Genomic DNA, 26,109 nt, shown 5'->3' on the forward strand with positions numbered 1-26,109 from the left:
CCCTGGATCGCTGCCTTGTATGGAATGCCTGCATGTCGACACTGACCGCGTCACCCGCCGCTGCAACCACTGCGCCACAGATAAGCCCCTTGGTCATGCGCGTCCTCGGTGCCTGCGCCCTCGCGCACCTGATCAATGACTTGATCCAGGCCGTGCTGCCGTCGATCTACCCGATGCTCAAGGCCAACTATGGGCTGAGCTTCACCCAGGTGGGCCTGATCACCTTGACCTTTCAATTGACCGCGTCCTTGCTGCAACCCTGGATCGGTTATCACACCGACCGCCATCCCAAGCCGTGGCTCTTGCCGGCGGGCATGGTGTGCACCTTGATCGGCATTCTGATGCTGGCGTTCGTAGGCTCCTTCCCGGCGATCCTGCTGGCGGCGGCGCTGGTCGGCGTCGGTTCGTCGACCTTCCACCCGGAGACCTCGCGCGTCGCGCGCCTGGCCTCGGGCGGCCGCTACGGCCTGGCGCAATCGACCTTCCAGGTCGGCGGCAACACCGGCAGCGCCTTCGGCCCGTTGCTCGCGGCGGCAATCATCATCCCCTACGGCCAAACCCACATCGCCTGGTTCGGGCTGTTCGCCGTCTTCGCGATCCTCGTGCTGTACGGCTTGAGCCGCTGGTACCGCCACCACCTCAACCTGTTCAAACTCAAGCAAGGCACCCAGGCGACCCACGGTTTGTCCAAAGGCCGCGTGACCTTTGCCCTGGTGGTGCTAGCCATACTGGTGTTCTCCAAATACTGGTACATGACCAGCCTGACCAGCTACTTCACGTTCTACCTGATCGAAAAGTTCCAGCTGTCGGTCGCCAGTTCCCAGATGTACCTGTTCCTGTTCCTCGGCGCGGTGGCCGTCGGTACCTTCGCGGGCGGCCCGATCGGCGACAAGATAGGGCGCAAGAAAGTCATCTGGTTCTCCATTCTCGGCGCGGCCCCCTTCACCCTGGCCCTGCCCTATGTCGACCTGTTCTGGACGGCGGTCTTGAGCGTCGTGATCGGGTTTATCATTGCCTCGGCCTTCTCGGCCATCGTGGTGTATGCCCAGGAGCTGGTGCCCGGCAATGTGGGCATGATCGCCGGGATTTTCTTCGGCCTGATGTTCGGCTTCAGCGGTATCGGCGCTGCATTGCTCGGCTTGCTCGCCGACAGCCATGGCATTGAGTATGTCTACAAACTGTGTTCGTTCCTGCCGTTGGTTGGCATCCTGACAGTACTGTTGCCGTCGACCAAAGGCGCCTGACCCGCCGATCATCGGCTGGCAGTACGCCAGCACGATGAATGCTCTGAAAAACCTGCGTGTGCGCTTACAATCCCGGTCTTTAGCGCACACCCAGGCAGACCCGGCACGAAATGACGCTCGACCCTCCCACGATTCTGGCACTCACCGTTGCCCTGGCAGCCGCTGCCGCCCTGTACCTGGCCGTTGAATGGCGCAGCGTGCGCGAACCTTCGTTGTTGTTCTGGAGCGCCGGTTTCGCCACCATCAGCCTCGGCTCCACGCTGGCCCTGCTGCGTGTCAGCGGCTTCTTGACGATTGGTATCTGGTTCGCCAACGGCCTGCTGGTCACCGCACACTTTCTGTTTTTGCTCGGCGTCGCACGCTTTACCCAGCGACAGTTGTCAGCGTTATGGCTGCTGATGCCCATTGTCTGGTTCGGCATGCTGACGCTCCCCGCCGACCTGCCCTGGTCCAAGGCCATGCTGGCCGTGCAATCGCTGCTGGTGGCGCTGCCCACCCTGTGTGCCAGCGCGTTGCTGCGCCCCCATGGCAAATCGTTGAGCATCGGTGCCGTGCAACTGCGTTATGTGCTGCTGATCCACGGCGCGTTCTATGTAGCCAAGGCGCTGTCTGTATTGATCCCCGGTACCATCATTGACCTGACGGCCTTCAAGGGCGAAATCATCCAGGTCTCGCTGGTGGAAGGCGCCATGGCGATCATGCTGATTGCGCTGTCGATGACCGGCTCCGAACGCTACCGCCGCGAACAACAGATCGCCAGCCTCGCCGCCCGCGACCCACTGACCGCTCTCTACAACCGCCGCGCCCTCGACCTGCGCGCGCCGCGCCTGCTTGCCCAGGCCTCACCTGCGCAACCGGGCGCTCTGTTGCTGATTGATATCGACAATTTCAAACTGGTCAACGACCTCTACGGCCATACCGCCGGCGACCGACTGCTGATCGCCTTGAGCGAGATGATTCGCACGGTGGGCCCCGAAGGCTCACTGGCCGCCCGCCTGGGCGGCGATGAGTTCGTGATCCTGCTCAATGACACCTCGACCGACCGTATCGTGGCACTCGGCAGCAGCCTGCGCGCCCAATTCCACCAGTTCGCCTCGCAGTCCTTCACAACACCCGCGCCGATCACGTTGAGTATCGGCGCCAACCTGTTCGACCAGCCGCCGGACAGCCTCGCGGCATTGATAGAACTGGGTGATACCGCACTCTACGAAACCAAGCGAGGTGGGCGTGACAGCATTCGATTGGTGGATCGCACCGGGGCTTGCTAGCGTGCGGGAGGCGAGCGCTCACTCATCCCGGCCACGCTGCTGCAAGCGGGTGGCCTGGGCGATCACCTGATCAACGCCGAAGAGATCCGCAGCCTGGCATGGCAGCGGGCAACCCGCGAAGCGCTGGGCAATCCTGCCTTGGCGACGTTATTGGCGGGCTTACCAACGCCGGCCGGCACAGAACTGCCCGCGTCAATGCCACCGTTGGTGCTGACGCGCATCCGCTCGACCCGTGGCGCGCTGAGCTTCCTGTCGACCTTTACCACCTTCGGCATGCCCCAGGACATCACCCTGACCTCGCTGCGTATCGAGCATCTGATTCCCGCCGACGAGGCTACATGGCAAGTGATGCGTGGCGCCTACGCGGATTATGTGGCGCTGGTCTTGTGAAATATCTGTCCGTAGACTGCCGCCATACCTCCCATCTGAAGGCGGCGAAAAAACGTGATGCAAGTTACCGAAGTTTCCATTGCCCAATTGCGCGCGGCGCTTGAAAGCGGCCAGACCACGGCCGTTGAACTGGTCCAGGCTTATCTGGCGCGGATCGATGCCTATGACGGCCCGCAGACCGCTACGGCCTTGAATGCCGTGGTGGTGCGCAACCCCGCAGCCCTTGAAGAAGCCCAGGCGTCCGATGCGCGCCGGGCGAGAGGCGAAACCTTGGGGCCATTGGATGGCATCCCCTACACCGCCAAGGACAGCTACCTGGTGAAGGGCCTGACGGCAGCCTCGGGCAGCCCGGCCTTCGCTGAACTGACGGCCCATCGCGACGCCTTCACCATCGAACGCCTGCGGGCCGGTGGCGCTATCTGCCTGGGTAAGACCAACATGCCGCCGATGGCCAATGGCGGGATGCAACGCGGCGTATATGGCCGTGCAGAAAGCCCCTACAACGCCGATTACCTCACTGCGCCCTTTGCCTCCGGCTCGTCCAACGGCGCCGGCACCGCGACAGCTGCCAGCTTCAGCGCATTCGGCCTGGCCGAAGAAACCTGGTCGAGCGGGCGCGGCCCGGCATCCAACAATGGCCTGTGCGCCTACACGCCGTCCCGTGGGGTGATTTCAGTACGCGGCAACTGGCCGTTGACGCCGACCATGGACGTGGTGGTGCCGTACGCACGCACCATGGCCGACCTGTTGGAAGTACTCGATGTGGTAGTCGCCGAAGACCCCGATACCCGTGGCGACCTGTGGCGCCTGCAACCCTGGGTACCGATCCCGAGCGTGGCCTCGGTGCGCCCGGTTTCTTACGCTGAATTGGCAGCGACTTCCGAGTCCCTCACGGGCAAGCGCTTTGGCGTACCGCGCATGTACATCAACGCCGACCCCGAGGCCGGCACCAGCGAAAAACCTGGCATCGGCGGGCCGACCGGGCAAAAGATCAACACCCGTGCCAGCGTGATCGACCTGTGGCAGGCGGCCCGCCAGGCGCTGGAAGCTGCTGGTGCCGAGGTGATCGAGGTGGATTTCCCGCTGGTCTCCAACTGCGAAGGCGACCGCCCCGGTGCGCCGACCGTGTTTACCCGCGGCCTGGTGTCCAAGGAATTCCTGCACGATGAATTGTGGGAACTGTCGGCCTGGGCCTTCGATGACTTCCTGCGCGCCAACGGTGACCCGACCCTCAATCGCCTGGCGGATGTCGACGGGCCGAAGATCTTCCCCCATGACCCTGGCACCCTGCCCAACCGTGAAGACGACCTGGCCGCCGGCATGGATGAATACGTGCGCATGGCCGAGCGTGGCATCAAACCGTGGAATGAGATCAGCACCTTGCCCGACGGGCTGCGCGGCCTGGAGCAGACCCGACGGGTTGACCTGGAAGACTGGATGGACAGGCTGGGGCTCGACGCCGTGCTGTTCCCCACCGTGGCTGACGTAGGCCCGGCAGATGCCGACGTGAACGAGGCCAGCGCCGATATCGCCTGGAGCAACGGTGTCTGGGTAGCCAACGGCAACCTCGCCATTCGCCACCTGGGCGTGCCCACCGTGACCGTGCCGATGGGCGTGATGGCGGACATCGGCATGCCGGTGGGGTTGACCTTTGCCGGGCGCGCCTATGACGATTCGCAACTGCTGCGCTTTGCCTGCGCGTTTGAAGCCACCGGCAACCGCCGCGTGATTCCCCCGCGCACACCGCCGTTGCCGGCAGACTGAACACAGTCAACGATGTGGGGTTTGTTGTGGCGAGCAAGCGTGTTCGCCACAACAAGCCCGCTCGAGGTTCGACTGTGTTTCAAACCAACGGCACGGCTATCAGCAGAATGGTCGTGCCGTGGGTGAGCGTGGCGGGCAACACGCCATAACGCATACGCACCCACGCGCAAGCCAGCCCTTCGATCAAGGTGAACAGCAACACCGGCCAGCCCAGCGCAGTGACGCTCAAGGCCAGAAAGGAATGACAGGCGGCAAAGGCCACGCCACTGATCAAGGCCGCACGCATCGGCGTGACCTGCTGTTCCAGATAGCCCTGCAGGAAACCACGAAACAACACCTCTTCCAGCGCATTGCCGCCAAAGGCCAGTACCACCATGCCCGGCAGCCACACCCAGTAGCCGTGGATCTCGGACACGTCGATGCCTTGGTAAACCCGCAGCGGCATACCCATCAGACACCCCACCGCCAAGCCAACGGCCAGGCCAATGGCAGGATGGCCGATGAACCAGCGCACCAGCCGCCACAGCTCTGGGGCTAGCCGCGCCAGCCACATGATCAGCAACACTGAAAGCCCACCCAACGCTGCCAATACAAAGGCGTTGTCGGTGAATGCGATCTGCGCTGAGCTGCCGAGCGACCACATATGCAACGGCGTCATCACATCACGCATCAACACGAACGCCGCCAGCAGAATCAGGATGCGCATCGCGGGCAACGCCCTGGGCGTCAGCGCAAACCACAGTCCGAATAACAGCACGCCGGGTGTCAGGCGGGTTACGTAGTGGGTCAACATCACCATTCCTTCGGCGATCATGGAGGGGTGGGTTCCTTGGAGAGATAAAAGGCGCGCAAGCATAGCCATCTGCCCGTTCTTCGGGAAGATACGCCGACATGATGAGACGTCGTATAAGCTGATAAAGCGCTTATTTTAGGGCGCCAGACAAAATTAACTTTATTTACAGCACCTGATTACGGCATGGTTGTACGACAACATCAGTCACTCACACCCCCACAACAATAAGGAAGCACCCATGCGTAACATCAAAGTACTGATCGGTTTTCTGTGCCTGTTTTCCGGTGTGGTCTCAGCCGCGCCTGCCCCCGCTGAAAAAGAGGTGGCTCAAGCCGTCGACCAACTGACCCAAGCCATGCTCCATCTGGACCTCAAGCAGTTGCACGCGCTGACGTCCGACAAGCTCACCTATGGCCACTCCAGCGGCAAAGTGCAAAACAAGGCGCAATTCATCGCCGACCTGGAAACCCACACCAGCGCATTCAAGACCCTGGAGATGCAGAACCAGACCATCACCCTCGACGGCGACACCGCCCTGGTGCGCAACCACTTCCATGCCCTGGCGGTAAACAGCGGCGTCGAAGTGCCAACCGATATCGACAACTTCCAGGTCTGGCAGAAACAGCACGGCAAGTGGCTGCTGATCGGGCGCCAAGCCTACAAGTACTAAGTCACCACTCCACCACCTTGCGCACCTTGATCAAGGCTTCGCGCAACGCCGGCATTTCCACCGAGCCGAGTGCCAGACGCAACGCGTGGGGCACATAGGCCGAGACCGCAAACGGCTCGGCGGTGGACACCGAGATATGCTCGCGCTGCAAGGTCATGGCGATCTGGTCAGCGCGTGCATCCTCTCCCAGCGGTAGCCATAAAAAGTACGACGATGGGTGACTGATGTAGTCCACACCATTCAACACCTGAGCCGCCAAAGCCTGACGCGCCCGGGCATCCCGGCGTTTTTGCGCCTCCAACTGCGCCACGGTGCCGTCTTCGATCCAGGCCACGGCAATCGCGCTCATCACCCCCGGTACGTTCCAGGTCGTGGCCATGATCCTGCGCTCCAGTCCTTTTACCCAGGCGGGCGGCGCAGCGATGAAGCCGACTCGTAGCCCCGTGGCAACACTCTTGGAAAAACCACCGACGTACACCGTGCGCTCCGGCGCCAGGGCGGCCAGAGGCAATGGCGCGTCGTCGGCAAGAAAGGCGTAGGCCGCGTCCTCGATAATCATCAGATTGTGCTGACGGGCGATCTCGATCAGTTGCTCGCGCTGCGCCAGGCTCAGCACCCAGCCCAATGGGTTGTGCAACGTCGGAATGCTGTACACCGCGCGCACCGGTCGCTGGCGACACAGACGCTGCAAAAACGCCAGGTCCGGCCCGTCGGTGCCGACCGGAATCGCGACGATCTCCAGATGCAGGGTTTCGGCCAGCACTTTGAATCCCGAATACGTGAGCGCGTCCACGGCGATCACATCCCCGGGCTTGAGCAATGCCATCATGCTCACCGCCAGGCCGTGCTGTGCACCGCTGACCACCAGCACCTGTTCAGCGTCCACGGTCAGCCCTCGGCTCAACAGATGCCGCGCCACTGCTGCACGCTCGTGCAGGCGACCGGCATGGGGCTGATAACGCAACAGGGCGTCGAGGTCGCCCGACAGGGCCAGTTGGCGCAACGCCGTGCGCAACAGGTCAGCCTGGCCAGGCAACGAGGGGTAATTGAAGTTGAGGTCGAGCATGCCCGTGGCGACGATCATCTGGCCACTGCCCTGCCCTGGCGGTAACGCGATCTCCCTTACGAAAGTGCCACGCCCGGTTTCACCGCTGACCAGGCCCATGGCTTCCAGCTCAGCGTACACGCGGCTGGCCGTGACCAAGGCCAGGCCATGCTCGGCAGCCAATTGTCGGTGGGTCGGCAGCCGGCTGCCAGGCGGCATTTTCCCGCTGCGGATTTGCGCGGCAAAGGTGTCGACCAGCGATTTATAGCGGGCGCGCGGCATAGGCGATGTATCCATGACAATTCTTTGATTGTCTTAATATTCAACTCTAGGATGCCGGGCACGCAACTTTTCTTTCTCGGGCATTTCCCCATGGAACGTACTTCACGGCTCAGCACCCTCGACACCGGCACCCAGGGTTGGATCAATGGTTTTATTGGCGTGGTGATTTTCAGCGGCTCATTGCCCGCTACACGCCTGGCGGTGATGGCGTTTGATCCAGTGTTTCTAACCATGATCCGCGCCACCCTGGCAGGCTTGCTCGGCCTGCTTTTACTGCGGCTATTCAAGGCGAAACGCCCTGCACGCGATCAATGGATGCCGTTGGTGATCGTCGCCCTTGGCGTGGTCATCGGTTTCCCCCTGCTGACCGCCCTCGCGCTGCAATACGTCACCTCCGCGCATTCCATTGTGTTTATCGGGCTGCTGCCATTGGCTACCGCCGTATTCGGGGTCTTGCGTGGCGGTGAACGGCCCCGCCCGGTGTTCTGGCTGTTTTCAATTCTGGGCAGTGTGCTGGTGATGGGCTACGCCTTGGCCCAGGGCCTGAGCGCTGCACCCGCGGGCGATTTGCTGATGTTGCTGGCGGTGCTGGTGTGCGGGCTGGGTTACGCCGAAGGCGCCAAGTTGTCGCGCAGCCTGGGCGGCTGGCAGGTGATCTGCTGGGCGCTGACGGTGTCGTTGCCGCTGGTGGCACCGTTGAGCATGATCCTGGCACCGCCTGGCTTCAACGGGATCAGCCTGCCCGCCTGGCTGAGCCTGGGTTACGTGTCGTTGTTCAGCATGTTGATCGGTTTTGTGTTCTGGTATCGCGGCCTGGCCCAGGGCGGTATCGCCGCTGTCGGCCAGTTGCAGTTGCTGCAACCGTTCTTCGGCCTGGCGCTGGCGGCTGGCCTGCTGCATGAACAGGTCAGCCTGGGCATGGTGCTGGTGACGGTGGCCGTGATCGGCTGTGTGGCCGGGGCGAAGAGGTTCGCGCGTTAACGTTGCGGCGCGACCATCTTGAATTTGATGTGGATGTCGTTGGACACCACGCTGTTGCCCGCCCACTCCCCCTCGCCGATCTTGTAATCCGCGCGGTTGAGCACGAACTCACCGTCGAACACGCCGATACCGCCCTGCTCCTTGAGTAATACATCGATCACCACCGGTTGCGTGATGCCTTTGATCGTCAGGTGGCCGCTGATCTTGTAGCGGTTGTCGCCCAAGGCAACGGCGCCGCTGGATTCGTACACGCCCACCGGGTAGCTCGCGGTATCGAACCAGGCGGGTTGCTGCAGTTGGGTGTTGGCATCCTGGCTGCCGGCGTCGATGCTGGCCAACTGGATTTTGAGCAACGCATGGGCCGCCTCGGGCCTTTGCGTGTCGAATGTCAGCGTCCCTTCGAAATCACTGAAGGTGCCATACACCCGCTGCCCGAACTGCTGGAAGGTGAAGCTGATCTGGCTCGCCGTGCGGTTGACGTCCTTGTACTCCACGGCCTGGGCACTGGAGAACCCACTGAGCGCAAGCGCGAGCAGGACGGAGGGGAAAGTTCGACAGTTCATGCAACGCTCCGCAAGAAGTAAGGACGCATGGTTCCCATTCTGCCCCTGTGCTGCTAAACAGAGTAGCCGCCTTCAGAACAATAAGGACTTTGCATGCTCACCCCTTCTCTTCAGGACACCACCGCGCCGGAAGGCATCTGCTATGGCTGCGGCGGCAGCAACCCGCATGGGCTGCACATCAAGAGCCGCTGGGATGCCGATGGCATCCACCTGATCGCCGAACATCAACCCCAGGCCCAATACACCGGCTGGCCGGACCTGGTCTACGGCGGCCTGATCGCCATGTTGGTCGACTGCCACTCGAACTGGACCGCCATGGCCCATCACTACCGCGCTGAGCAGCGTGAGCCCGGCACCTTGCCGCGCATCGACTGCGTGACCGGCAACCTGGGGATCAAATTCATCAAACCGACGCCCATGGGCGTGACACTGACTCTGCGCGCGCGGGTCGAGGGCGAAGTCGGGCGTAAAAGCCGCGTGGTCTGCAACGTGTACGCAGGCGAGGTACTCACGGCCATCGGCGACTCGGTGTTCGTGCGCGTCGACACCGGGCAATTGGCCGCCGCCGCCCATGGCCGCGAAGGCTGATCCTGGTCTACATTGAACCTCACCGCTCCCCGAGGACTGCTCCGATGACGCGTCTCACCGCGAAAGACTTCGCCCCCGAATTGCTGGAACTCTATGACGGCTATGCCCATGGCAAGCTCAACCGGCGTGAGTTTCTCGACCGCGCCGCGCTGTTCACCTTCGGCGGCCTCACCGCGTCCGCGCTGCTGGCGGCCTTGAGTCCCAACTACGCGCTGGCCGAGCAGGTGAAATTCACCGACCCGGACATCGTCGCCGACTACATCACCTACCCTTCGCCCAAAGGCAACGGCACGGTGCGTGGTTATCTGGTGCGCCCGGCCAAAGCCAGCGGCAAAGTGCCGGCCGTGGTGGTGGTGCATGAAAACCGTGGCCTCAACCCGTATATCGAAGATGTCGCACGGCGCCTGGCCAAAGCCGGCTTTATCGCCCTGGCTCCGGATGGCCTGACATCGGTGGGCGGATACCCGGGCAACGATGAAAAAGGCGTGGAACTGCAGCAGAAGGTCGACCCCGAAAAGCTGATGAACGATTTCTTCGCGGCGATCGAGTGGTTGATGCGACACGACGCCAGTACCGGCAAGGTAGGCATCACCGGTTTCTGTTACGGCGGTGGCGTCACCAATGCAGCGGCGGTGGCCTATCCGGAGTTGGGTGCGGCGGTGTCGTTCTATGGGCGCCAACCGGAAGCCAAGGACGTACCGCGCATCAAGGCACCGATCATGCTGCATTACGCCGAGCTGGATACGCGGATCAATGAAGGGTGGCCGGCGTATGAAACGGCATTGAAGGCGGCGGGCACGACCTATGAGGCGTATATCTACAAAGGCGCCAACCATGGCTTCCACAATGATTCAACGCCACGGTACGACGACGCGGCCGCGAATCTGGCGTGGGAACGCACCCTCGGCTGGTTCCGCAAGTATCTGGCCTGAATGTCATGAGTCCTGTGGGCGGGCTTGTGTGGCGAGGGAGCTTGCTCCCGTCGACTGCGCAGCAGTCTCCGGCTTTATGGGGGCGCTTCGCCCCCCAGCGCAAGCAAGCTTGCTCGCCACACCTGACCCTGCGTCGCATTTGGATGTCGCCGTTGTCGTGGTCAGTGCTCCAGCGCATACCGGCGGCAATGGTTGAGATAGCCCTGCTCGTGGCTGCCCACCAGTTGCACCACGCTGGTCCATAACCAGGACGGTGCATCCAACTGTTTGGAGCGGTTCTCCTGCAATACCGACATCCACGCCTTGCGTGTGTCGCGGTCCATCTGCCGGGCATGGGCGATCCCGACGACGCGGGCCAGGTAACCTGCAGCGTGCATGGCATCGGTCTCGCTCAATTCGTCGAGTTCCAGCTTCATGTCCTGGGGCAGCAGTTCGCGAATGAAGAAGCCGTGATCCAGGAACCGCGTCGCCACCATGCGCTCACCCAGGCCGGGTGACAGCTGACGTGCGCCCTCCACCACGCGACGCCCGTTATCCCTTGGCATCTTTGCCCGCGACGCACGGGGGGCGGCGGCGCCGACGGCTTCCTTGATATCGATCAGGCAGTATTCCTGGTCGTCCTTGTCACCGACACCCAACAACGCCGCATAACGCAACAAGCCCAGGGAACTGCAGCCCTTGACCCAATAGGCCGAATCCAGCAGCTGCACCTTGGCGTCGTTGGGCCGACCTTTGAGTGAGGTCACCAGTTGCTGGATTTCATCGGAGGCGCAGACGGTTTGCAGGGCATTCTTTTCCGCGCGCGACAACGACCAGAAGTGTTTGCCCAACGGGATGGTTGGCCGCGCATTTTCGATACGCTCGCGGGCCAGGTGCTTCCACGTGCGCTCAACCGCGCTGCGCATGCTTGCCTTGACCTGGGTCGGGCGCGGCGGGGCTTCGTCGGGTTTGTCCTCGAAGGCTTGTTCGTAGCCCACCATCATTTCTTCGAGCATGCGGGCGGTGGTCACCCCCGGCAGGTCCGAACCACGGGCGGCGGTTGCCAGGGACAAGGCCAGGCGAACGATATCGTGGGCTGGATTACCCACCACGGTCTGGTCGAGGTCGCGAATATGCATGTCGATGCGCCCTTTGCTGTCAGCAGTGGGCCCCAGGTTGCCCGCGTGGCAATCGCCGCAGATCCAGATGGCCGGACCGTGAGGCAGGCGCCGACCAGGCTGGCTGTGCAGCCACTCATAGAACTGCACCGTACTGCCGCGTACGTAGGCGTGGGCGGAACGGGCCATCTTCAGGTTGCGCAATTGCGTGAGATGAGGAATACGGTCGGAGGGGCGCGGACTTTTCATAGAGGCACTCGGTACGGGATACGGTAGAGGGTAGCCCGTCACAAATGTTTCATTTTGTTTCAAGAATAAAAATGTCAGCCCAGCCGCGCCGCCTCTTTCAACCAGCCCTTGAACGCGAGCATCGCCGAGGTTTCAGCCCGGGATTGCAGGCGCGTCAGCCAATAGCTACCGGTGGTAATACCGGTTGCGAACGGCTTGCGGATCACGTCACTTTCCAACTGCCGCGAAAACATCATCGCCGGTGCAAGCGCTACGCCAATGCCCTGCAGCGCCGCTTCCATCATGGCCAATGATGAATCGAACATGATGCTGCGCGGCACCACGGTATCGGCGGGCAACCCGGCCGCCTGGAACCATTGGGTCCATTCATCGGCCCGGTAGGAGCGCAACAAGGTGTGCTTCAACAGGTCTGCGGGCACGTGCAACTGCTCGGCAATGTGCGGCACACACAGCACGTTCAGCGGCGCCGCCAGCAGTTCGCAGGCGTCGGTGCCATGCCAGGCACCCGCACCGAAACGGATCGCATAGTCCAACCCTTCTGCCGCGACGTCGACACGATTGTTGTTGGTGGACAGGCGCAGATCAATGAACGGAAAACGGCTTTGAAAATCCGCCAACCGCGGCAGCAACCACCCCACCGCAAAGGTGCCCACGGCGCCGACCGTGAGCACCTCGCGGTAATGCCCGCCTTCGAACTGACCCAGGGTGTGAGCGATGCGATCAAACGACTCGCGCAGCACCGGCAACAGGGTTTCGCCTTCGCTGGTGAGCATCAGGCCCCGTGGCAGGCGTTTGAACAACGTGACACTGAGTTGCGCCTCCAGGCTTTTCACCTGGTGGCTGACCGCTGCCTGGGTCACGCACAGCTCGATGGCTGCGCGCGTGAAGCTCAGATGGCGGGCGGAGGCCTCAAAGGCACGCAGGGCGTTAAGGGGCAAATGGGAACGGAGCATGCTGAGCCCTGAATTTTTCTAATGGCTGGTGCGAAATATGATCGTTTGCCCGGCCGCTAAAATCCACCTAGATTTGCGACGCCTGCGCAGGTATCGATCATCTACAAGGAAGCGAATCAACATGAATCGTAATGTACAAAAAATCCTGATTTCAGCTTTATTGATGGGGGCTGGTACCTGCATGGCGGCGCCGGACATGCGCAAGGTAGTCGACAACAGCGTGGGGCCGCTGATGCAACAGCAAGGCATCGCCGGGCTGTCCGTTGCGGTCGTCAGCAAGGGCCAGGTGCAATACTTCAACTACGGCGTCGCCTCCAGGGAAACCCAAAAACCGGTAACCGAAGACACCCTGTTTGAAATCGGTTCGGTGAGTAAAACCTTCACCGCCACCCTGGGTGGATATGCCCAGGCCACCGGCAAGCTCAAGTTGTCGGACAAGGCCAGTGAACACCTGAGCGCCCTGGCCGGCACCGCCTTCGAGCGCATCAGCCTGCTGCAACTGGCGACGTATACGCCAGGCGGCTTGCCCCTGCAGTTCCCTGATGCAGCCGACAGCAGCGCAACCATGCTCAACTACTTTCAACACTGGAAACCCACCTACGCCCCCGGTGCACAGCGGCTCTATTCCAACCCGAGCATCGGCCTGTTCGGCTACCTCACGGCGCAAAGCCTGGGGCAGCCTTTCAACGTCGCCATGGAAAAAACCCTGCTGCCCAAACTGGGCTTGAAGAACACCCACGTCAACGTCCGCGCCGACAAATCGGGCCAATACGCGCAAGGCTATGACAAGCTGCAAAAACCTGTACGCGTCGGTCCCGGCGCCCTGGACAGCGAAGCCTACGGCATCAAGACCAGCACCCAGGACCTGGCGCACTACGTGATGGTGAACATGCACCCCGAAACCTTGAGCGAGCCTCTGCAACAGGCCATCGCCACGACTCATACCGGTTACTACACAGTCAACGGCATGACCCAGGCCCTGGGCTGGGAATACTACCCCTACCCCATCACACTGCAGGCACTGATTGACGGCAACTCCACGCCGATGGCGATGGAGCCCCACAAGGCTGAATGGTTGAGTTCGCCGCAGACCCAGCCGGCCAACGTGCTGTTCAATAAAACCGGCTCCACCAGTGGTTTCGGTGCCTACGTGGCGTATGTACCGAGCAAGGACATGGGTGTGGTGATCCTGGCCAACAAGAACTACCCGAACGCCGAGCGGGTAAAAGTGGCCCACGCAATTTTGACCGCACTGGACCAATAACACCGGGCGAAAACCCACTGTGGGAGGGGCGTGCGCCCTTCCACGATTTTGACCGCGCTACATTCCCAGCCAGTGCGGCTGGGTAAGCAACTTTCGCTGCGCATTCAAGTATCGAGCTTCGAGGCGACCTGCCGGATGGTCGAGGCAGATATAGGCACCACTCCGGAATCCGCTGCCGTTCGGCACAGCCGCACCCTGCAAATGGTGGCGGACGAACCATGGGCGATTCGCGAACGCAGCCTCATGCTAGGGGAGCTGGACGCCCTGCCCGGCACCATTCGCGCGTTGATCGCTACCTTGATGCCGAAAACCGCCTAAGCTCAAGAGTCACCTTGCCAAGGGAGACTCCCATGCTGTTAGAAGGATCCTGCCATTGCGGCGCTGTGAAGTTCAGTTTGAACAGCGCCCATCCCTATCCCTACCAGCGTTGCTACTGCTCGATCTGCCGCAAGACCCAGGGCGGCGGTGGCTATGCGATCAACCTCGGCGCCGATGCCAAGAGCCTGAAGGTACATGGGCGCAAGCAGATTTCGATCTATCACGCCAAGCTCAAGCCCGAGGGCGCCAGCCGCGCCCATGCCAGCACCGCCGAGCGACATTTCTGTTCGCAATGCGGCAGCGCCCTGTGGCTGTTCAGCCCGGAATGGCCTGAGCTGATCCACCCATTCGCCTCAGCTATCGACACGCCACTGCCGGTACCACCGGAACACACGCACTTGATGCTGGGGTCCAAGGCACCGTGGGTGGAGGTGACGGTGCGCAAAGGGGATTTGCAGTTTGATGAATATCCTGAGGAGTCTATTGCGCAGTGGCATGAGCGGTTGGGGTTGTAGCGACTACGGAGGAGTGATGCGTGTTGGTTGCTGACGTCCTTGTGCCGTGACCTCTATGGCGGAAAAACGAGACCTTCTTTTGTCCTGACCACCTCATCCGTAACATCAGTGATCGCCGTACTCGCAAGTGATTTATCGCCAAAAGAATTGGAGTGGCACATAAAGGTATCTTCATACGAAAAAACACTTGCAGCCTTCCTCACATGCAAATAAGCCCTCGCCCCCAAGGTTTCTTGCGGCACGCCAAAAACATATGAATAACCACTATCTTCAAAACCAAAAAACATAATAAATGTACTTAAGTCAAACCACCGATACAGCTCCCTCCCAAGATGAAACTTCACTTCAAGCTGCACATCGGACGGAGTACCAAATCGATAATAGGCCTCACCCCTATTTTTACTGGAGCAGATCGATACCAACTTTCCTTTTGTCGTCTCGCATGATGCAACCTTCGTTTCGGTCAATGCACACAAGCCTCTCTCCTCGCCTTGAGCCACAGATGAGCAATGCAAAAGAACCAACAAAAAACCATTCAGGCCGTTTCTGATATTCACTTCAGCACCCTCTCGACAAGAGCATACGCAGTCTGTCTTTCAACCAGCCCCGTTAAGCCCCCATTTACAATGCGAGTGACACCATTCACGTCGAGAATTCCACGCCCATAATCTTCAGAGTAGGGAGCTTTGTACAACCAGAACCAAATCGCACTCCTGATTGAATTCAGGGATGAATTAACGAGCTCCGGATATTTAACGGTATCAGGCGCGTCGCCACCCCAATATTTATTGTAATCACGCATATACCCTTGATACTTTTCATGGCCTGTAATCTGTATCAATCCCCTGCCACGAAAGTTATACCCATCACTTGGATGCGCTATTCGGTTCCCGTTCAATCGCTGAAAGTGCTTCCGACCTATTTCTTTCTGGTTTGCCCTACGAACAATTCGCCCACTGGCGTCCTTCAAATGCCCATCCTGCTCCGCCTCCAAAGGTCGTGCGCGATAGTAAGCACTAAATGACTTCAGTACGCCTGGAGAATACTCCCAGCTTTCGGTCACTCCTTTCATAGACGCTCCCACCTCTCCCTTGATCTGGGCGAAAAAGTGCCGTTGCCTAAGCCGGGTATCTAACTTGAACTCCGCTAATCGACCGTTTATTTCATTGAGCACAACATCGATATCGGCATCGTCCGCCAAAGGAAATATCTGCTTTAGCTGCGCTGGGGTAATTGCCAAGGGATTAGCGGCGCAAAACTGCCCCACCAATCCCACCGGATGAAAGTGATACACCGCCCCATTCACAGGCAGCCCAACCTTCGGTGCCACCTCTTCCCACCAACACAGCGCATTGATCCTTTGCTTCTCCGCCAACCAGTTCAAGTGCGGTGTTGCGCCACTGTGGCCAAGCATCTCATCCAGCCCATCCCACTTGATCGGCCGGGACCATTCGCTTTCGGTATGAATGATCAACCGCGAAATCGTCTGTGCGTGAGCCGGCCGGCGAATCGCCGCTTGCAACTCGGTGGCGGTGATTTTTCCATCGCGGTTGCGGTCGATGATGTCGTAGAGACGGCTCTTTATACGGCCCTTGTTACCCTCGTCCGCCACGCGACCAAAACGTACAAGTTGAGCCTCACTGAACCGCCCAAGGTCACGCCAAAACGCGGCAAGCGCGCCAAGAGAAGAATCGACACTGTAGACAATCGCATAGCCCTCCCACGACCAGGGGCTGACCCAGGGTGTAACACCCACGTGTTCACATACCCAGCCGTCGAGCGGATGGTTGTCGGCATCCATGAGCAACCCATCCAGGCGATACCACCTGCAGGCCTTGCCCGAGGTATTCGTGATCTTTCTTTCGGCAGGCAAGCTGTCGAGCAACACCTGGGGAACGAGTAAATCAGCGCCACTGACCGGGCCGGGAGCATCAGATACAGGACTTTGCGCGACACCATAGCCCTCTTGATGCGGGATGACGGCAGTACCCGCCACCAGCTTGAGCCACGTCCTTTCGCTGGCCGGCAACTGCTCTGCCCAAATCCGGCTGGCATCGATAAAACCTTCGACGTCATCACCGCTGAAGATTTCCAGGTGCAGTTTCTTCTCCGGGCCTTCTGCATCGCCGCACTGATACAGCCCGATATGCCCGATCAGCTCGGCAGCCTTGATTGCCACAGGCGCTTGCAGCACGACCACGCCATCCGTTGCCTTTTCAGGCCAGAAAGCGGGTCGAACGCGCGTTGAGTCGTCGCGATAAAACATCCAATCCTGCAGGTGCATATACAGGCTGTAGAGAGTCAGACTGGGAGGCGTATTTGAACGGCCTTCGATATCTGGTGGCCGAAGACGATGGCGAACCAACACAAAGTTGCGCGAAAACGGTTTCGCCACGCAGTGGTCGTCGTCCACGTACGGGGTGGTGGGTAAATGCTCATCGATGCGGTAAGCCACTACCTCACCGTCCGCCACGCAGTAGACCGCCGACTGATCAAGCAGGGCTGCGGTGCCGCTGTCAAAATGCACGCCGCCATGCCACAGGGCATTACGCCCCAAGGGGTAATAACCGGCGCTGGCATGGGCCAGTTGGGTCAACTGCGACAATGGGTGGCTTTGATCCTTGAACGGATGGCTCCAGTTTGTAACATCCATGACCGGTGTCGCTCCTGACTTCACAAGAGCGCAGAGATTAAAGTCTGAATATCCTCTGGAAATGCCGGAAAACTTCCCTTTTTCAGCAAGGGACTTCCCTGATTCTGCCTTGAGTTTTCCTGGCCGCTGATCGTTAACACTCTTTGACAGTTTCTCGACAAAGCTGTCAAAGATTGTTGCCCACCATCGCCCTACCATTCGAGCATCCAACTATCATCCGGGTGCTCTTCATGTTTCGCACGTTGCGCAATCTTCCTCTGCTGGGTTGCCTGCTGAGCAGTATCGGTTGCCATGGGCAGCCGTCTGCGCCGCAGCCGATTCAAAAGGGTGATTACGGTGCAATCATCCGATACCTGCAAACCCGCATTCCGCAGGACATGGCTCGGGATAACGTGGCGGGATTGTCGATTGCCCTGGTCAATGGCCAGGAACTGATCTGGACCCGTGGCTTTGGCATGGCGGACAAGGCGCAGGGTGTACCGGTCACGCCCAACACGGCGTTTCGCGCCGGGGGCATTTCCAAACTGTTGACCGCCACGGCGGCCTTGCAATTGGTCGAGCAGCAGCGCTTGGCGCTGGATGCGCCGATCCAGCACACCCTGCGCGAGTTTTACGTGCGTTCGCGGTTTCACAATGACCAGGACGCGGCTGACCGCGCTATCACCTTGCGCCGCTTGCTCAGCCACCAGTCAGGCCTGCCCAGCGAACACCTGCGCGACCTACGCAGTACCTATGCCATGGGCCAGATGCCAATGCGCGTGACGGGAGTCTGGCTGAGCAACCCGCCGGGCTCCCAGGTGGCCTATTCCAATCTCGGCTACGCCTTGGTCGGTGCGGCCATCGAGCGCAGCACCGGCAAAAGTTTCGAGGCCCGGCTCCAGAGCAGCGTGCTAAAGCCCTTGGCGATGGACCAGTCCAGTTTCGTCGGCACCGGCGCACAGTTGGGTTACCGCGCCAGGGGCTACGAAGACGGCCAGGCCAGCACCGACGCGCAGGTGCGTGACCTGGCGGCCGCAGGGCTGTGGACCAGCCCGAAAGATCTCAGCCACTACTTGCAGATGTTATTCGCCAAAGGCACCTACAAAGACAACCAGGTGCTGGGGAGCGCGTCCATCGAAACGATGTTCACCCAGCAGAACACCGGTAACGCCCTGGACTTCGACTGCCAGATGGGCCTTGGCTGGTTTCTGGCGCCGTGTGGTGACGAGCCGATCGGCCCCGGCATTCGTACCTATCAACATAGCGGCGGCGGCGACGATTTTGCCGCCCAGTTGACCGTGCTGCCCGACCAGCAACTGGCGGTGATCATCATGGCCAACGACAGCAATGCCGAAGAGATGGTGGTGTCGCTGTCCACCGACGCCCTGCGCCTGATGCTCCAGGCACAATCCGGCGTGCCGGTGTGCGCCGACAACTGCCGGTCACCCAATCACGGCTTGAAGCTGCGCCAGGTGCCGGCGGCCGTAGACCGTAAACGTCTGGCCGGGTTTTACGCGACGGCCTGGGGTGTGCTGCGCATCAAGGACGATAAAAATCGCCTGTCCGGCGAACTGGCCGGTTTTGACTTCGAGTTGGTCCGTGACGACCACGGCTGGCTACGCGCGCAGAAAAAAGTGCTGGGTTTCTGGCTCAAGGATCTCGGTGAACTGGGCCGCGTACAGCTTGATGTCGTGACAGTACAGGGCCGCCAGATGCTCACCGCCCGCAGCCATGGGCAACGTATTGCCATCGGTGAGCGCGTTGATCCGCCGCCACTGCCCCTGGCCTGGGCCGACACCATTGGCACCTACCATGTGCTCAACACCCATGAGCCCAACGCACCGCTGAGCGGCATCAGCGTGCGCCTGGAAGAAGGCTTCCTGGTGATTCGCGGCCAACTGCACGACGAGCCGCTGACCGACTACATCCTGCTGCCCGTCGATAACGCCCACGCGGTACTCGCCGGCAATGGCTACGGCCTGGGCGACACGGTCAGCCGTCAGGTCAATGGCCTCAGCGCTTCGGGTTACTCCTTCAAACGCACCCAATCCCCTCGCCCCCCTCTCAGCTTCTAACCAAGGAAGAACGCTCCAATGCGCTCAAACAAACTCTATCTGCCCCTTACCTCGGTGTGCCTGCTCGCTGCCGCCGACAGCGCGATGGCCGAAGACTGGCAATACAGCCTCAAGGCTGGAGTGAGTAATGCGCCCCGCTACAGCGGCAGCGAAGAACGCATGACCGGACCGGACCTGGGCGGCAGGATCATCAGCCCATGGGGCATTTTCCTCGACACCGGCAAGGGCCTGGGCTGGCATTACGAAGGCAGTGCCGCGAAATTCAGCGCGTATGTCGGTGCCAGTGGTTCACGTAAAGATAAAAACCAGACCTTGCATGCCGGTTCCAAACGCCTGGAAGGCATGGGCGAGATCAAGGCACGCCCACAACTGGGAGTTAGCGCCAGCTATAACCTTGGCGGCGTGATTGTGGGCGCGACCCTGGAACATGCCCTCAAGGAAAATGACCCCAAAGACACCGGCAAAGCCTTCACCCACCTGGAGCTGAGCCTGGGCACCAACCTCTACAAAGGCCACTATGGCGCCGTCGACGCCACCCTCAGCAGCCACTTCGGCGACCGTCATTACCTGCAGACCTGGTACGGCGTGACCACCGGCCAGGCAGCGCAAAGCCGCTTCAGGGAATACAACGCCGGAGCAGGCAATATCAGCAATGGCATGAACTTGGTATGGAGCCTGCCAATCAATGAGCACACCCGGTTCTCGACCTTGCTGGATGTGCAGTACCTGGCGGATGAGGCAGGCAAGAGCCCGATTGTGGAGCGGCGGTTGCAGACATCGGTGATGGCTGGGGTGGAATACACCTTCTGACCCCCCCATTAAAATGTAGGAGCGAGCTTGCTCGCTCCTACACAAGGCGGCTACTCGGCGTACGCCCACGTCATCCGGAACAACGCACCGCCCCACTCCGAATCCAGGACTTCCACCTGCCCGCCATGCCATTGGCTGACCCGCTGCACCAACGCCAGGCCCAGGCCGAAGCCACCGGTGCGGCGGTCACGGCTGGAGTCCAGGCGCATGAAAGGTTCGAAGATCTTCGCCCGGCCCTCCAACGGAACGCCGGGGCCATCATCACTGACCCGCACTTCGTAACCCGTGCCGAACTTGACCAGCGACACCTCCACGCGGCGCTCGGCATAACGAATGGCGTTGCGCAGCAGGTTGATCACCGCCCGCGCCATAAAGCGCGGCTCGATCTGGATAACATCCACTTCACAGGTACGCAACGACAGCTGCACGCCTGCCGCTTCAGCTTCGAGGGCCACGCTGCCAATGACACTGTCGAGCCAGCTGTGGGCCTCGATACTTTCGCGGGTGACCTGTGTGGCGCCGCGTTCCAGGCTGGCGTAGGTGAGCAATTCGGAGACCATTTCCTCCAGCTCGCCCAAGTCGGCATACATGTCATTGATCAACTCACGGCTCTGGCGCGGGTCGGCCTGTTGTTTGAGTTGATCGAGCTCGAACGATAACCGCGCAATCGGTGTACGCAATTCGTGGGACACCGCGTTGGTCAGTTCGCGCTGGTTGGCGATCAGGCTTTCGATGCGCTCAGCCATCTGGTTGAAGTGCCCGGCCAATTCGCGCACGGTGGAGCGGCGCGGCAGCAGGATGCGCGAGCCGAGCTGGTTATCACCAAAACGTTGCGCGGCCAAGCGGATATGTTCAAGGTCACGCCAGTGCGGGCGTACCCAGAAATACAGAACCACGGCCAGGCAGACGCCCAGAAAACCGTAGGCCCACAGGTACAGCCACTTGGGTTCTTCCGGCAGCTTGATTTCCAGCAGTTGCGGACCGCCGTCGATGCTGGCGATGAACTCCATAAAGTCCCCGCGCACCACAAGCTGGCCTGCGTCGAGCAGGTGTTGTTCGCGCTCGCTCAATGCCAGTGCATCGTTCTGGACCAGCTTCAGGCGCAATCCGTAATGCGGTTGCAACTCGGCCAGCCGGGCTTCACGCGCAGGCCCTTGCAACGTCCGCAGCTGTTCCACCAAAGCATAAGCCGGGCCGCGCAATGCTTCGCGGTTATAGACCTCGTTAGTTTCAGGCATCAGCTCATCGAGGGTGTAGTTGACCAGCCAGATCGCCCCCGCCAGACCGAGCGCCAGGATCACATACAGGCGCAGAAACAACCGCAGCATCTAAACCTCCCACGCGAAAGGGTTGAACAGGTACCCTTTGCCCCAGATGGTCTTGATACACACCGGTTCCCGGGGGTTGTCATTGAGTTTGCTGCGTAGTTTGCTGATGTAGACATCGACGCTGCGGTTGAGGCCATCGAAGGCAATGCCGCGCATGCGGTTGAGGATGTCGTCGCGGGAGAGAATCTTTCCCGAACTGCTGGCCAGCAACCACAGCAGTTCGAACTCCATGGTCGTCAGGTCGATGGCCTCACCCCCCAGGCTGACCACCCGGCAACTGCGGTCAATCGACAGCCGGCCAAATTCCAGGGAGCCACGCACGGTGGGTTCGGGCACTTGCCGGCGTTGCAGGGCACGCAAACGTGCGAGCAACACCGGCGGCTTGATGGGCTTGATCACATAGTCATCCGCGCCGGACTCCAGGCCCAGAATATGGTCCAGGTCATCTTCCTTGGCAGTGAGGATCACGATGGGTGTGTCAGACACGTTGCGAATCTCGCGACACACATGCAGGCCGCTCTGGCCCGGCAGCATCAGGTCGAGCACGACGATCTTCGGCTTGAAGTCCAGGAATGCCGCCAAGGCCTTATCGCCCCGATGCACCACCCGCACCTCGAAGCCGTGCTGCGCCAGAAAATGCGCGATCAGCCCCGCCAGCTTTTCGTCGTCCTCAACGAGCAGAACTTTGCCCAGACCCAGGTTTTCCATAAATTCTCAGTGCGCAAACGCCGATTGAAGTGCCGCCATTATAGGTGGCAAGCTGTTGGACTGAAGCATCTGGCCATTACCGCCCAACGAAGCTTCATGCTTTTAAGAGTTTTTAACAAATAGCCTGCAATCTTTAACGCCATTCACAGGGAGTTGTATGCGCAGGGATTACCTGGCGTTCTTCGTTTCACTGTTCCTGTCGCGGCTGGCAGACCAGATCCTGTTGTTTATCGTGCCATTGATCGTGTTTCAGACTACCCAGAGCGTGGCCTGGGCGGGTTTCGCATTTTTTGTCGAGTCATTGCCGCGTTACCTGGCCTTTCCGGTGTGCGGGGCGGTATGCGACAAGTTTCCTGCGGTGCGCGTCCTGCATATCAGCCAGGTATACCGGGCACTGGCCTGCGGGGCGGCGGTGACACTGTATGCCCTATTTGACGGCATCTACTGGATCGTACTGCTGTCGGCGGTGTGCGGGGTGTTGACCACCCAGGGCATCATGGCGCGGGAAGTGCTGATGCCGCATATTTTCAAACACTACACCTACACCAAGACCCTGTCCTATTCACAGATCGCCGACCAGAGTGGCTTGGTGCTGGGCCCACTGGCGGCGGCGCTGCTCCTGGAAATCCTGGCCTGGCATTGGGTGGTGCTGGGCGTTGCCGGGCTGTTTTTGCTGGCGGACCTGGCCATGCGGGTCTGGCAACGCACCAGCACCGTAAGCCTGCAAACCTTCGAACAACATGCGGATATCTGGCTGCAACCGTTGCGCATCGCTTTCGGGCATATCCGCAGTCGGGTGGAATTGAGGCGGATCATCACCCTGGCGGTGGGCGTGAACCTGATCGTCGGCGTGACACTCGCCACGTCTGCGGCACTGGTCACCGGCCAGTTTGCCGCCGGCAAGGATGCTTATGCATTGCTGCAAGCGCTGGGGGCACTGGTGACGATCGGCATTCTGTTTTACCTGGCACGGGCAGAGCTGCCGCTGAAGGTACTGGGCGGGCTGTCCTATTCGATGATCGGCGTCGGTGCGCTGATCATGGCCGTCAGCCCAAGCGTGTGGCTGTACGCCGTGGGTTTCCTGCTGGTCAGCGGTTTCGACAAGATGTTCAACGTGTACCTGCGCAGCACCCGCCAGCGGGTCATTCCGGTACAGGACTTCGGCAAGACGGTGGGCGTGATCACGCTGCTCAACAACCTGGCGCAACCCTTGGCAGGGCTGGCGATTGCGCTGCTGGCCGCACCGTTGGGCACGCAAACGGTGATCCTGCTATTGGCAGGCATCACCGCGCTGATCGGCGTGGCGATCGCCTCAGGCTGGCACGCCACTGTGAAAGCGGAACTCGACGTCGGGTGATTCGATCAGCTCCTGCTCGGCCGCCCTCACCCGCTCGATCACTTGGGCGATATCCTTGGCGTCGCCGTACTGATACGCCAGCTTCAAGTAACCCTGGAAGTGCCGCGCTTCGCTTTTCAGCAAGCCGAAGTAGAATTTGCCGAGTTCTTCGTCCAAATGCGGCACCAGTGCTTCGAAACGCTCGCAACTGCGCGCTTCGATAAAGGCACCGACCACCAGGGTGTCCACCAGTTTGACCGGTTCATGGCTGCGTACCACCTTACGCAATCCCGAGGCATAACGGCCGGCGTGCAGCTGGCGCAACTCGACCTTGCGCTTTTTCATCAGGCGCATGACTTGTTCGTGGTGCACCAGCTCTTCGCGGGCCAGGCGCGACATCATATTGATCAAGTCAACATGGCCGTGGTACTTGGCGATCAGGCTCAGGGCGGTACTGGCGGCTTTGAATTCGCAGTTCTTGTGGTCGATCAGCAGGGTTTCCTGATCGGCCAATGCAGCCTGGACCCAGGCGTCGGGGGTGCGGCAGCCGAGGAATTCGTGGATTTCGGGCAGGTTCATCGGGCTCACGGGTAAAAGGATCACAAAAGGCCGCCGATTATACCGACCGCGCCGCAGACCACCAGTCACGGGGCTTGATGTGCATCAACATGACGCCTGGCGGGCAGCAACTATAGTTGTCTCATGCCCCCTCTTACTGGAGATCCCGATTATGCAAGCCATCCGCAGCATTCTGGTGGTCATCGAGCCCGAGCATTCGGAAAGCCTGGCCCTCAAGCGTGCCAAGCTGATTGCCGGGGTCACCGGCGCGCACCTGCACCTGCTCGTGTGCGACAAGAAACACGAGCACTCGGCGCTGCTGAGCCTGCTCAAATCCGGTTTACAGGAGGATGGCTACAACGTGACCACCGAGCAGGCATGGAATGACAGCCTGCATGAAACCATCATCGACGTGCAGCAGGCCGAAGGCTGTGGGCTGGTGATCAAGCAACATTTCCCCGACAGTCCGCTGAAAAAGGCCCTGCTGACGCCCGCCGACTGGAAGCTGCTGCGTTACTGCCCGACGGCAGTCCTGCTGGTCAAGACGGCGACGCCGTGGACGGGCGGCGTGATCCTGGCGGCAATCGATGTCGGCAATACCGACGGCGAGCACCGCTCATTGCACAATTCGATCATCGACCATGGCTTTGATATCGCCAGTCTGGCCAAGGCGCAATTGCACGTGATCAGCGCCCATCCATCGCCGATGTTGTCGGCGGCAGACCCGACTTTCCAGCTCAAGGAAACCATCGAGGCGCGTTATCGCGAGCAATGCAAGGCGTTTCAGGCCGAGTTCGATGTGGACGACTCTCACCTGCATATCGAAGAAGGCCCGGCGGATGTGCTGATCCCCTTCGCGGCCCATAAATGGCAAGCGGCGGTGACAATCATCGGCACGGTGGCGCGCACCGGGATTTCCGGGGCGCTGATCGGCAATACGGCGGAGGTGATACTGGATGCCGTGGAGAGCGATGTGCTGGTGCTCAAGCCCGACACCCTGATGGATCAGTTGCAGGAACTGGCCAGCAAACCCTGATCCGAGCTTTTGAACGATGCAGATCAATACAGGGAGCGGCTTGCGCAGCGGTTATCCGTTGTCAGTCAGAAAAGCCATCCCTGAGGAAACCGGGGGCGATGTAGCGCTGGTAATGGGCCTCGGACAGGATAAAGAACTCACGGTCGATGGCATCACGCAACTCCGGTAACGCCCAATCGCGAAATTCCGGCAGCAGCACCATGCCGTAAGCTTCCAGGTTGGAAATCACCCGTGCGCCCCGGGCGATCAACTGGTAGGCCCAGCAGTACGCGGACTGGTGCGGCACGAAGCGAATCTTGCGCTGCTCCAACTGCCAACGCAGCGTCTTGGGGTCGAAGACCTCCACTTTACCGGCCATCACCTGCACCAACAGTTGTTCAAGTCGGAGCCAGACCGCACGTTTTTCTTCTTCGTCATAGCCATTCCACAGGATCACTTCATGGTGGAAGCGCTTGCAGCCACGGCACACAAGGTCGCCGTAGACCGTGGAGCACAGGCCGACGCAAGGGGTCTTGATGGTTGGGTTGGACATGGGCAATGCACACAGCTCAGCGAAACAATGGGCCATGTTAGCCCTTTGTCTAAGGTTGATCACCCCGCAAACTTGGCCAGGCAACTTACCTTTAGATTTTTTTTGCCGTAGAATCATCCGGCCTTGTAAGGCGCCAATAATCCGCTGGAAGCTGTTTTCAAAGCGTCACGAGCACAGT

At 60.4% G+C, this 26,109-nt stretch carries 24 protein-coding genes and 2 pseudogenes; 15 read left to right on the forward strand and 11 right to left on the reverse strand.

Going from position 1 to position 26,109, the window contains the following annotated elements:
- The first annotated feature begins 32 nt into the window (after positions 1-32).
- The 4 genes and pseudogenes from EXW71_RS02500 (at position 33) to EXW71_RS02515 (ending at position 4,666) form a co-directional block, all read left to right on the forward strand.
- Complete coding sequence (locus EXW71_RS02500) at positions 33-1,244, forward strand: MFS transporter (RefSeq protein WP_123718561.1); 1,212 nt, start codon at positions 33-35, stop codon at positions 1,242-1,244.
- A gap of 110 nt (positions 1,245-1,354) precedes the next feature.
- Positions 1,355-2,512 carry a GGDEF domain-containing protein gene (locus EXW71_RS02505; protein ID WP_134657459.1) on the forward strand — a complete coding sequence of 386 codons (1,158 nt, stop codon included), beginning with the start codon at positions 1,355-1,357 and terminating at the stop codon, positions 2,510-2,512.
- Positions 2,513-2,545: 33 nt separating this feature from the next.
- Positions 2,546-2,902: pseudogene (locus tag EXW71_RS02510) on the forward strand (transcriptional regulator); the annotation flags it as partial.
- A 54-nt stretch (positions 2,903-2,956) separates the two neighbouring features.
- Entirely contained in the window at positions 2,957-4,666 is a 1,710-nt protein-coding gene (locus EXW71_RS02515; RefSeq protein WP_167659625.1) for an amidase, read from the forward strand.
- 79 nt (positions 4,667-4,745) lie between these two features.
- Here EXW71_RS02515 and EXW71_RS02520 read toward each other — a convergent pair whose 3' ends face one another.
- Positions 4,746-5,480: a CPBP family intramembrane glutamic endopeptidase gene (locus tag EXW71_RS02520; RefSeq protein WP_134657461.1), complete on the reverse strand. Its 735-nt coding sequence runs from the start codon at positions 5,478-5,480 to the stop codon at positions 4,746-4,748.
- 217 nt (positions 5,481-5,697) lie between these two features.
- Between EXW71_RS02520 and EXW71_RS02525 the strand changes: the two genes are divergently transcribed.
- Positions 5,698-6,129, forward strand: coding sequence for a nuclear transport factor 2 family protein (locus EXW71_RS02525; protein ID WP_123718567.1), 432 nt, complete (start codon positions 5,698-5,700; stop codon positions 6,127-6,129).
- 1 nt (position 6,130) lies between these two features.
- Here the strand turns inward: EXW71_RS02525 and EXW71_RS02530 are convergent, their stop codons facing one another.
- The gene (locus tag EXW71_RS02530) at positions 6,131-7,456 is read right to left on the reverse strand and encodes a PLP-dependent aminotransferase family protein (protein WP_134657899.1); all 1,326 of its coding nucleotides are present in this window, start codon (positions 7,454-7,456) and stop codon (positions 6,131-6,133) included.
- 90 nt (positions 7,457-7,546) lie between these two features.
- Here EXW71_RS02530 and EXW71_RS02535 point away from each other — a divergent pair, with 90 nt between their 5' ends.
- A complete protein-coding gene (locus EXW71_RS02535; protein ID WP_134657462.1) occupies positions 7,547-8,437 on the forward strand; it encodes a DMT family transporter in 891 nt (296 codons plus the stop codon).
- Here EXW71_RS02535 and EXW71_RS02540 read toward each other — a convergent pair.
- Positions 8,434-9,000, reverse strand: coding sequence for a YceI family protein (locus EXW71_RS02540; RefSeq protein ID WP_134657463.1), 567 nt, complete (start codon positions 8,998-9,000; stop codon positions 8,434-8,436). The two genes, EXW71_RS02535 and EXW71_RS02540, sit on opposite strands and share 4 nt — an antisense overlap.
- A 93-nt stretch (positions 9,001-9,093) precedes the next feature.
- Here EXW71_RS02540 and EXW71_RS02545 point away from each other — a divergent pair, with 93 nt between their 5' ends.
- Together EXW71_RS02545 and yghX are read left to right on the forward strand one after the other, a co-directional pair.
- On the forward strand, positions 9,094-9,588 hold the full coding sequence (locus EXW71_RS02545) for a PaaI family thioesterase (RefSeq protein ID WP_134657464.1): 495 nt from the start codon (positions 9,094-9,096) through the stop codon (positions 9,586-9,588).
- A gap of 44 nt (positions 9,589-9,632) precedes the next feature.
- Complete coding sequence (yghX, locus tag EXW71_RS02550) at positions 9,633-10,520, forward strand: YghX family hydrolase (protein WP_134657465.1); 888 nt, start codon at positions 9,633-9,635, stop codon at positions 10,518-10,520.
- A gap of 161 nt (positions 10,521-10,681) precedes the next feature.
- On the opposite strand, the gene EXW71_RS02555 is transcribed toward yghX, so the two are convergent.
- Entirely contained in the window at positions 10,682-11,866 is a 1,185-nt protein-coding gene (locus EXW71_RS02555; RefSeq protein WP_134657466.1) for a DUF2252 domain-containing protein, read from the reverse strand.
- Between the two features lie 74 nt (positions 11,867-11,940).
- Positions 11,941-12,819 carry a LysR family transcriptional regulator gene (locus EXW71_RS02560; protein ID WP_134657467.1) on the reverse strand — a complete coding sequence of 293 codons (879 nt, stop codon included), beginning with the start codon at positions 12,817-12,819 and terminating at the stop codon, positions 11,941-11,943.
- A 121-nt stretch (positions 12,820-12,940) separates the two neighbouring features.
- Here EXW71_RS02560 and ampC point away from each other — a divergent pair, with 121 nt between their 5' ends.
- From ampC to EXW71_RS02575, 3 genes and pseudogenes are all read left to right on the forward strand, one after another.
- Entirely contained in the window at positions 12,941-14,083 is a 1,143-nt protein-coding gene (gene ampC, locus EXW71_RS02565) for a class C beta-lactamase (protein WP_134657468.1), read from the forward strand.
- A gap of 39 nt (positions 14,084-14,122) precedes the next feature.
- Positions 14,123-14,401 (forward strand): annotated as a pseudogene (locus EXW71_RS02570) (LysR family transcriptional regulator); the annotation flags it as partial.
- Between the two features lie 32 nt (positions 14,402-14,433).
- Complete coding sequence (locus tag EXW71_RS02575; RefSeq protein WP_134657469.1) at positions 14,434-14,916, forward strand: GFA family protein; 483 nt, start codon at positions 14,434-14,436, stop codon at positions 14,914-14,916.
- Between the two features lie 53 nt (positions 14,917-14,969).
- Here the strand turns inward: EXW71_RS02575 and EXW71_RS02580 are convergent, their stop codons facing one another.
- Together EXW71_RS02580 and EXW71_RS02585 are read right to left on the reverse strand one after the other, a co-directional pair.
- Positions 14,970-15,473, reverse strand: coding sequence for a hypothetical protein (locus EXW71_RS02580; protein WP_134657470.1), 504 nt, complete (start codon positions 15,471-15,473; stop codon positions 14,970-14,972).
- Positions 15,470-17,569 carry a hypothetical protein gene (locus EXW71_RS02585; RefSeq protein ID WP_134657471.1) on the reverse strand — a complete coding sequence of 700 codons (2,100 nt, stop codon included), beginning with the start codon at positions 17,567-17,569 and terminating at the stop codon, positions 15,470-15,472. The genes EXW71_RS02580 and EXW71_RS02585 overlap by 4 nt, the downstream gene beginning before the upstream one ends.
- A 230-nt stretch (positions 17,570-17,799) precedes the next feature.
- Between EXW71_RS02585 and EXW71_RS02590 the strand changes: the two genes are divergently transcribed.
- Together EXW71_RS02590 and EXW71_RS02595 are read left to right on the forward strand one after the other, a co-directional pair.
- Positions 17,800-19,623 (forward strand): serine hydrolase, encoded by a 1,824-nt coding sequence (locus EXW71_RS02590; RefSeq protein ID WP_134657472.1) that lies wholly within the window; start codon positions 17,800-17,802, stop codon positions 19,621-19,623.
- A gap of 18 nt (positions 19,624-19,641) precedes the next feature.
- Positions 19,642-20,433 (forward strand): MipA/OmpV family protein, encoded by a 792-nt coding sequence (locus EXW71_RS02595; RefSeq protein WP_134657473.1) that lies wholly within the window; start codon positions 19,642-19,644, stop codon positions 20,431-20,433.
- Between the two features lie 50 nt (positions 20,434-20,483).
- Here the strand turns inward: EXW71_RS02595 and EXW71_RS02600 are convergent, their stop codons facing one another.
- Both EXW71_RS02600 and EXW71_RS02605 read right to left on the reverse strand, forming a co-directional pair.
- A complete protein-coding gene (locus EXW71_RS02600; protein ID WP_123718578.1) occupies positions 20,484-21,761 on the reverse strand; it encodes an ATP-binding protein in 1,278 nt (425 codons plus the stop codon).
- Positions 21,762-22,469, reverse strand: a complete 708-nt coding sequence (locus tag EXW71_RS02605; RefSeq protein ID WP_123718579.1) for a winged helix-turn-helix domain-containing protein — start codon at positions 22,467-22,469, stop codon at positions 21,762-21,764.
- 157 nt (positions 22,470-22,626) lie between these two features.
- On the opposite strand from EXW71_RS02605, the gene EXW71_RS02610 reads away from it, so the two are divergent.
- A complete protein-coding gene (locus EXW71_RS02610) occupies positions 22,627-23,826 on the forward strand; it encodes an MFS transporter (protein ID WP_134657474.1) in 1,200 nt (399 codons plus the stop codon).
- Here the strand turns inward: EXW71_RS02610 and EXW71_RS02615 are convergent.
- Complete coding sequence (locus EXW71_RS02615; RefSeq protein WP_123718581.1) at positions 23,782-24,384, reverse strand: tRNA-(ms[2]io[6]A)-hydroxylase; 603 nt, start codon at positions 24,382-24,384, stop codon at positions 23,782-23,784. The genes EXW71_RS02610 and EXW71_RS02615 overlap by 45 nt on opposite strands.
- A 151-nt stretch (positions 24,385-24,535) precedes the next feature.
- On the opposite strand from EXW71_RS02615, the gene EXW71_RS02625 reads away from it, so the two are divergent.
- Entirely contained in the window at positions 24,536-25,399 is an 864-nt protein-coding gene (locus EXW71_RS02625; RefSeq protein WP_123718583.1) for a universal stress protein, read from the forward strand.
- Positions 25,400-25,460: 61 nt separating this feature from the next.
- Here the strand turns inward: EXW71_RS02625 and EXW71_RS02630 are convergent, their stop codons facing one another.
- Positions 25,461-25,931 (reverse strand): DUF1289 domain-containing protein, encoded by a 471-nt coding sequence (locus tag EXW71_RS02630; protein WP_134657476.1) that lies wholly within the window; start codon positions 25,929-25,931, stop codon positions 25,461-25,463.
- Between the last annotated feature and the right edge of the window lie 178 nt (positions 25,932-26,109).

The organism is Pseudomonas sp. BCA17 (assembly GCF_004519405.1).
GTDB lineage: Bacteria > Pseudomonadota > Gammaproteobacteria > Pseudomonadales > Pseudomonadaceae > Aquipseudomonas.

Excerpts from the sequence above, each read along its gene's own strand:
- EXW71_RS02500 (WP_123718561.1), top strand. The coding sequence starts at position 33 with ATGTCGACACTGACCGCGTCACCCGCCGCTGCAACCACTGCGCCACAG.
- EXW71_RS02505 (WP_134657459.1), top strand. The coding sequence starts at position 1,355 with ATGACGCTCGACCCTCCCACGATTCTGGCACTCACCGTTGCCCTGGCA.
- EXW71_RS02520 (WP_134657461.1), bottom strand. The coding sequence starts at position 5,480 with ATGATCGCCGAAGGAATGGTGATGTTGACCCACTACGTAACCCGCCTG.
- EXW71_RS02525 (WP_123718567.1), top strand. The coding sequence starts at position 5,698 with ATGCGTAACATCAAAGTACTGATCGGTTTTCTGTGCCTGTTTTCCGGT.
- EXW71_RS02530 (WP_134657899.1), bottom strand. The coding sequence starts at position 7,456 with ATGCCGCGCGCCCGCTATAAATCGCTGGTCGACACCTTTGCCGCGCAA.
- EXW71_RS02535 (WP_134657462.1), top strand. The coding sequence starts at position 7,547 with ATGGAACGTACTTCACGGCTCAGCACCCTCGACACCGGCACCCAGGGT.
- EXW71_RS02540 (WP_134657463.1), bottom strand. The coding sequence starts at position 9,000 with ATGAACTGTCGAACTTTCCCCTCCGTCCTGCTCGCGCTTGCGCTCAGT.
- EXW71_RS02545 (WP_134657464.1), top strand. The coding sequence starts at position 9,094 with ATGCTCACCCCTTCTCTTCAGGACACCACCGCGCCGGAAGGCATCTGC.
- yghX (WP_134657465.1), top strand. The coding sequence starts at position 9,633 with ATGACGCGTCTCACCGCGAAAGACTTCGCCCCCGAATTGCTGGAACTC.
- EXW71_RS02555 (WP_134657466.1), bottom strand. The coding sequence starts at position 11,866 with ATGAAAAGTCCGCGCCCCTCCGACCGTATTCCTCATCTCACGCAATTG.
- EXW71_RS02560 (WP_134657467.1), bottom strand. The coding sequence starts at position 12,819 with ATGCTCCGTTCCCATTTGCCCCTTAACGCCCTGCGTGCCTTTGAGGCC.
- ampC (WP_134657468.1), top strand. The coding sequence starts at position 12,941 with ATGAATCGTAATGTACAAAAAATCCTGATTTCAGCTTTATTGATGGGG.
- EXW71_RS02575 (WP_134657469.1), top strand. The coding sequence starts at position 14,434 with ATGCTGTTAGAAGGATCCTGCCATTGCGGCGCTGTGAAGTTCAGTTTG.
- EXW71_RS02585 (WP_134657471.1), bottom strand. The coding sequence starts at position 17,569 with ATGGATGTTACAAACTGGAGCCATCCGTTCAAGGATCAAAGCCACCCA.
- EXW71_RS02590 (WP_134657472.1), top strand. The coding sequence starts at position 17,800 with ATGTTTCGCACGTTGCGCAATCTTCCTCTGCTGGGTTGCCTGCTGAGC.
- EXW71_RS02595 (WP_134657473.1), top strand. The coding sequence starts at position 19,642 with ATGCGCTCAAACAAACTCTATCTGCCCCTTACCTCGGTGTGCCTGCTC.
- EXW71_RS02600 (WP_123718578.1), bottom strand. The coding sequence starts at position 21,761 with ATGCTGCGGTTGTTTCTGCGCCTGTATGTGATCCTGGCGCTCGGTCTG.
- EXW71_RS02605 (WP_123718579.1), bottom strand. The coding sequence starts at position 22,469 with ATGGAAAACCTGGGTCTGGGCAAAGTTCTGCTCGTTGAGGACGACGAA.
- EXW71_RS02610 (WP_134657474.1), top strand. The coding sequence starts at position 22,627 with ATGCGCAGGGATTACCTGGCGTTCTTCGTTTCACTGTTCCTGTCGCGG.
- EXW71_RS02615 (WP_123718581.1), bottom strand. The coding sequence starts at position 24,384 with ATGAACCTGCCCGAAATCCACGAATTCCTCGGCTGCCGCACCCCCGAC.
- EXW71_RS02625 (WP_123718583.1), top strand. The coding sequence starts at position 24,536 with ATGCAAGCCATCCGCAGCATTCTGGTGGTCATCGAGCCCGAGCATTCG.
- EXW71_RS02630 (WP_134657476.1), bottom strand. The coding sequence starts at position 25,931 with ATGTCCAACCCAACCATCAAGACCCCTTGCGTCGGCCTGTGCTCCACG.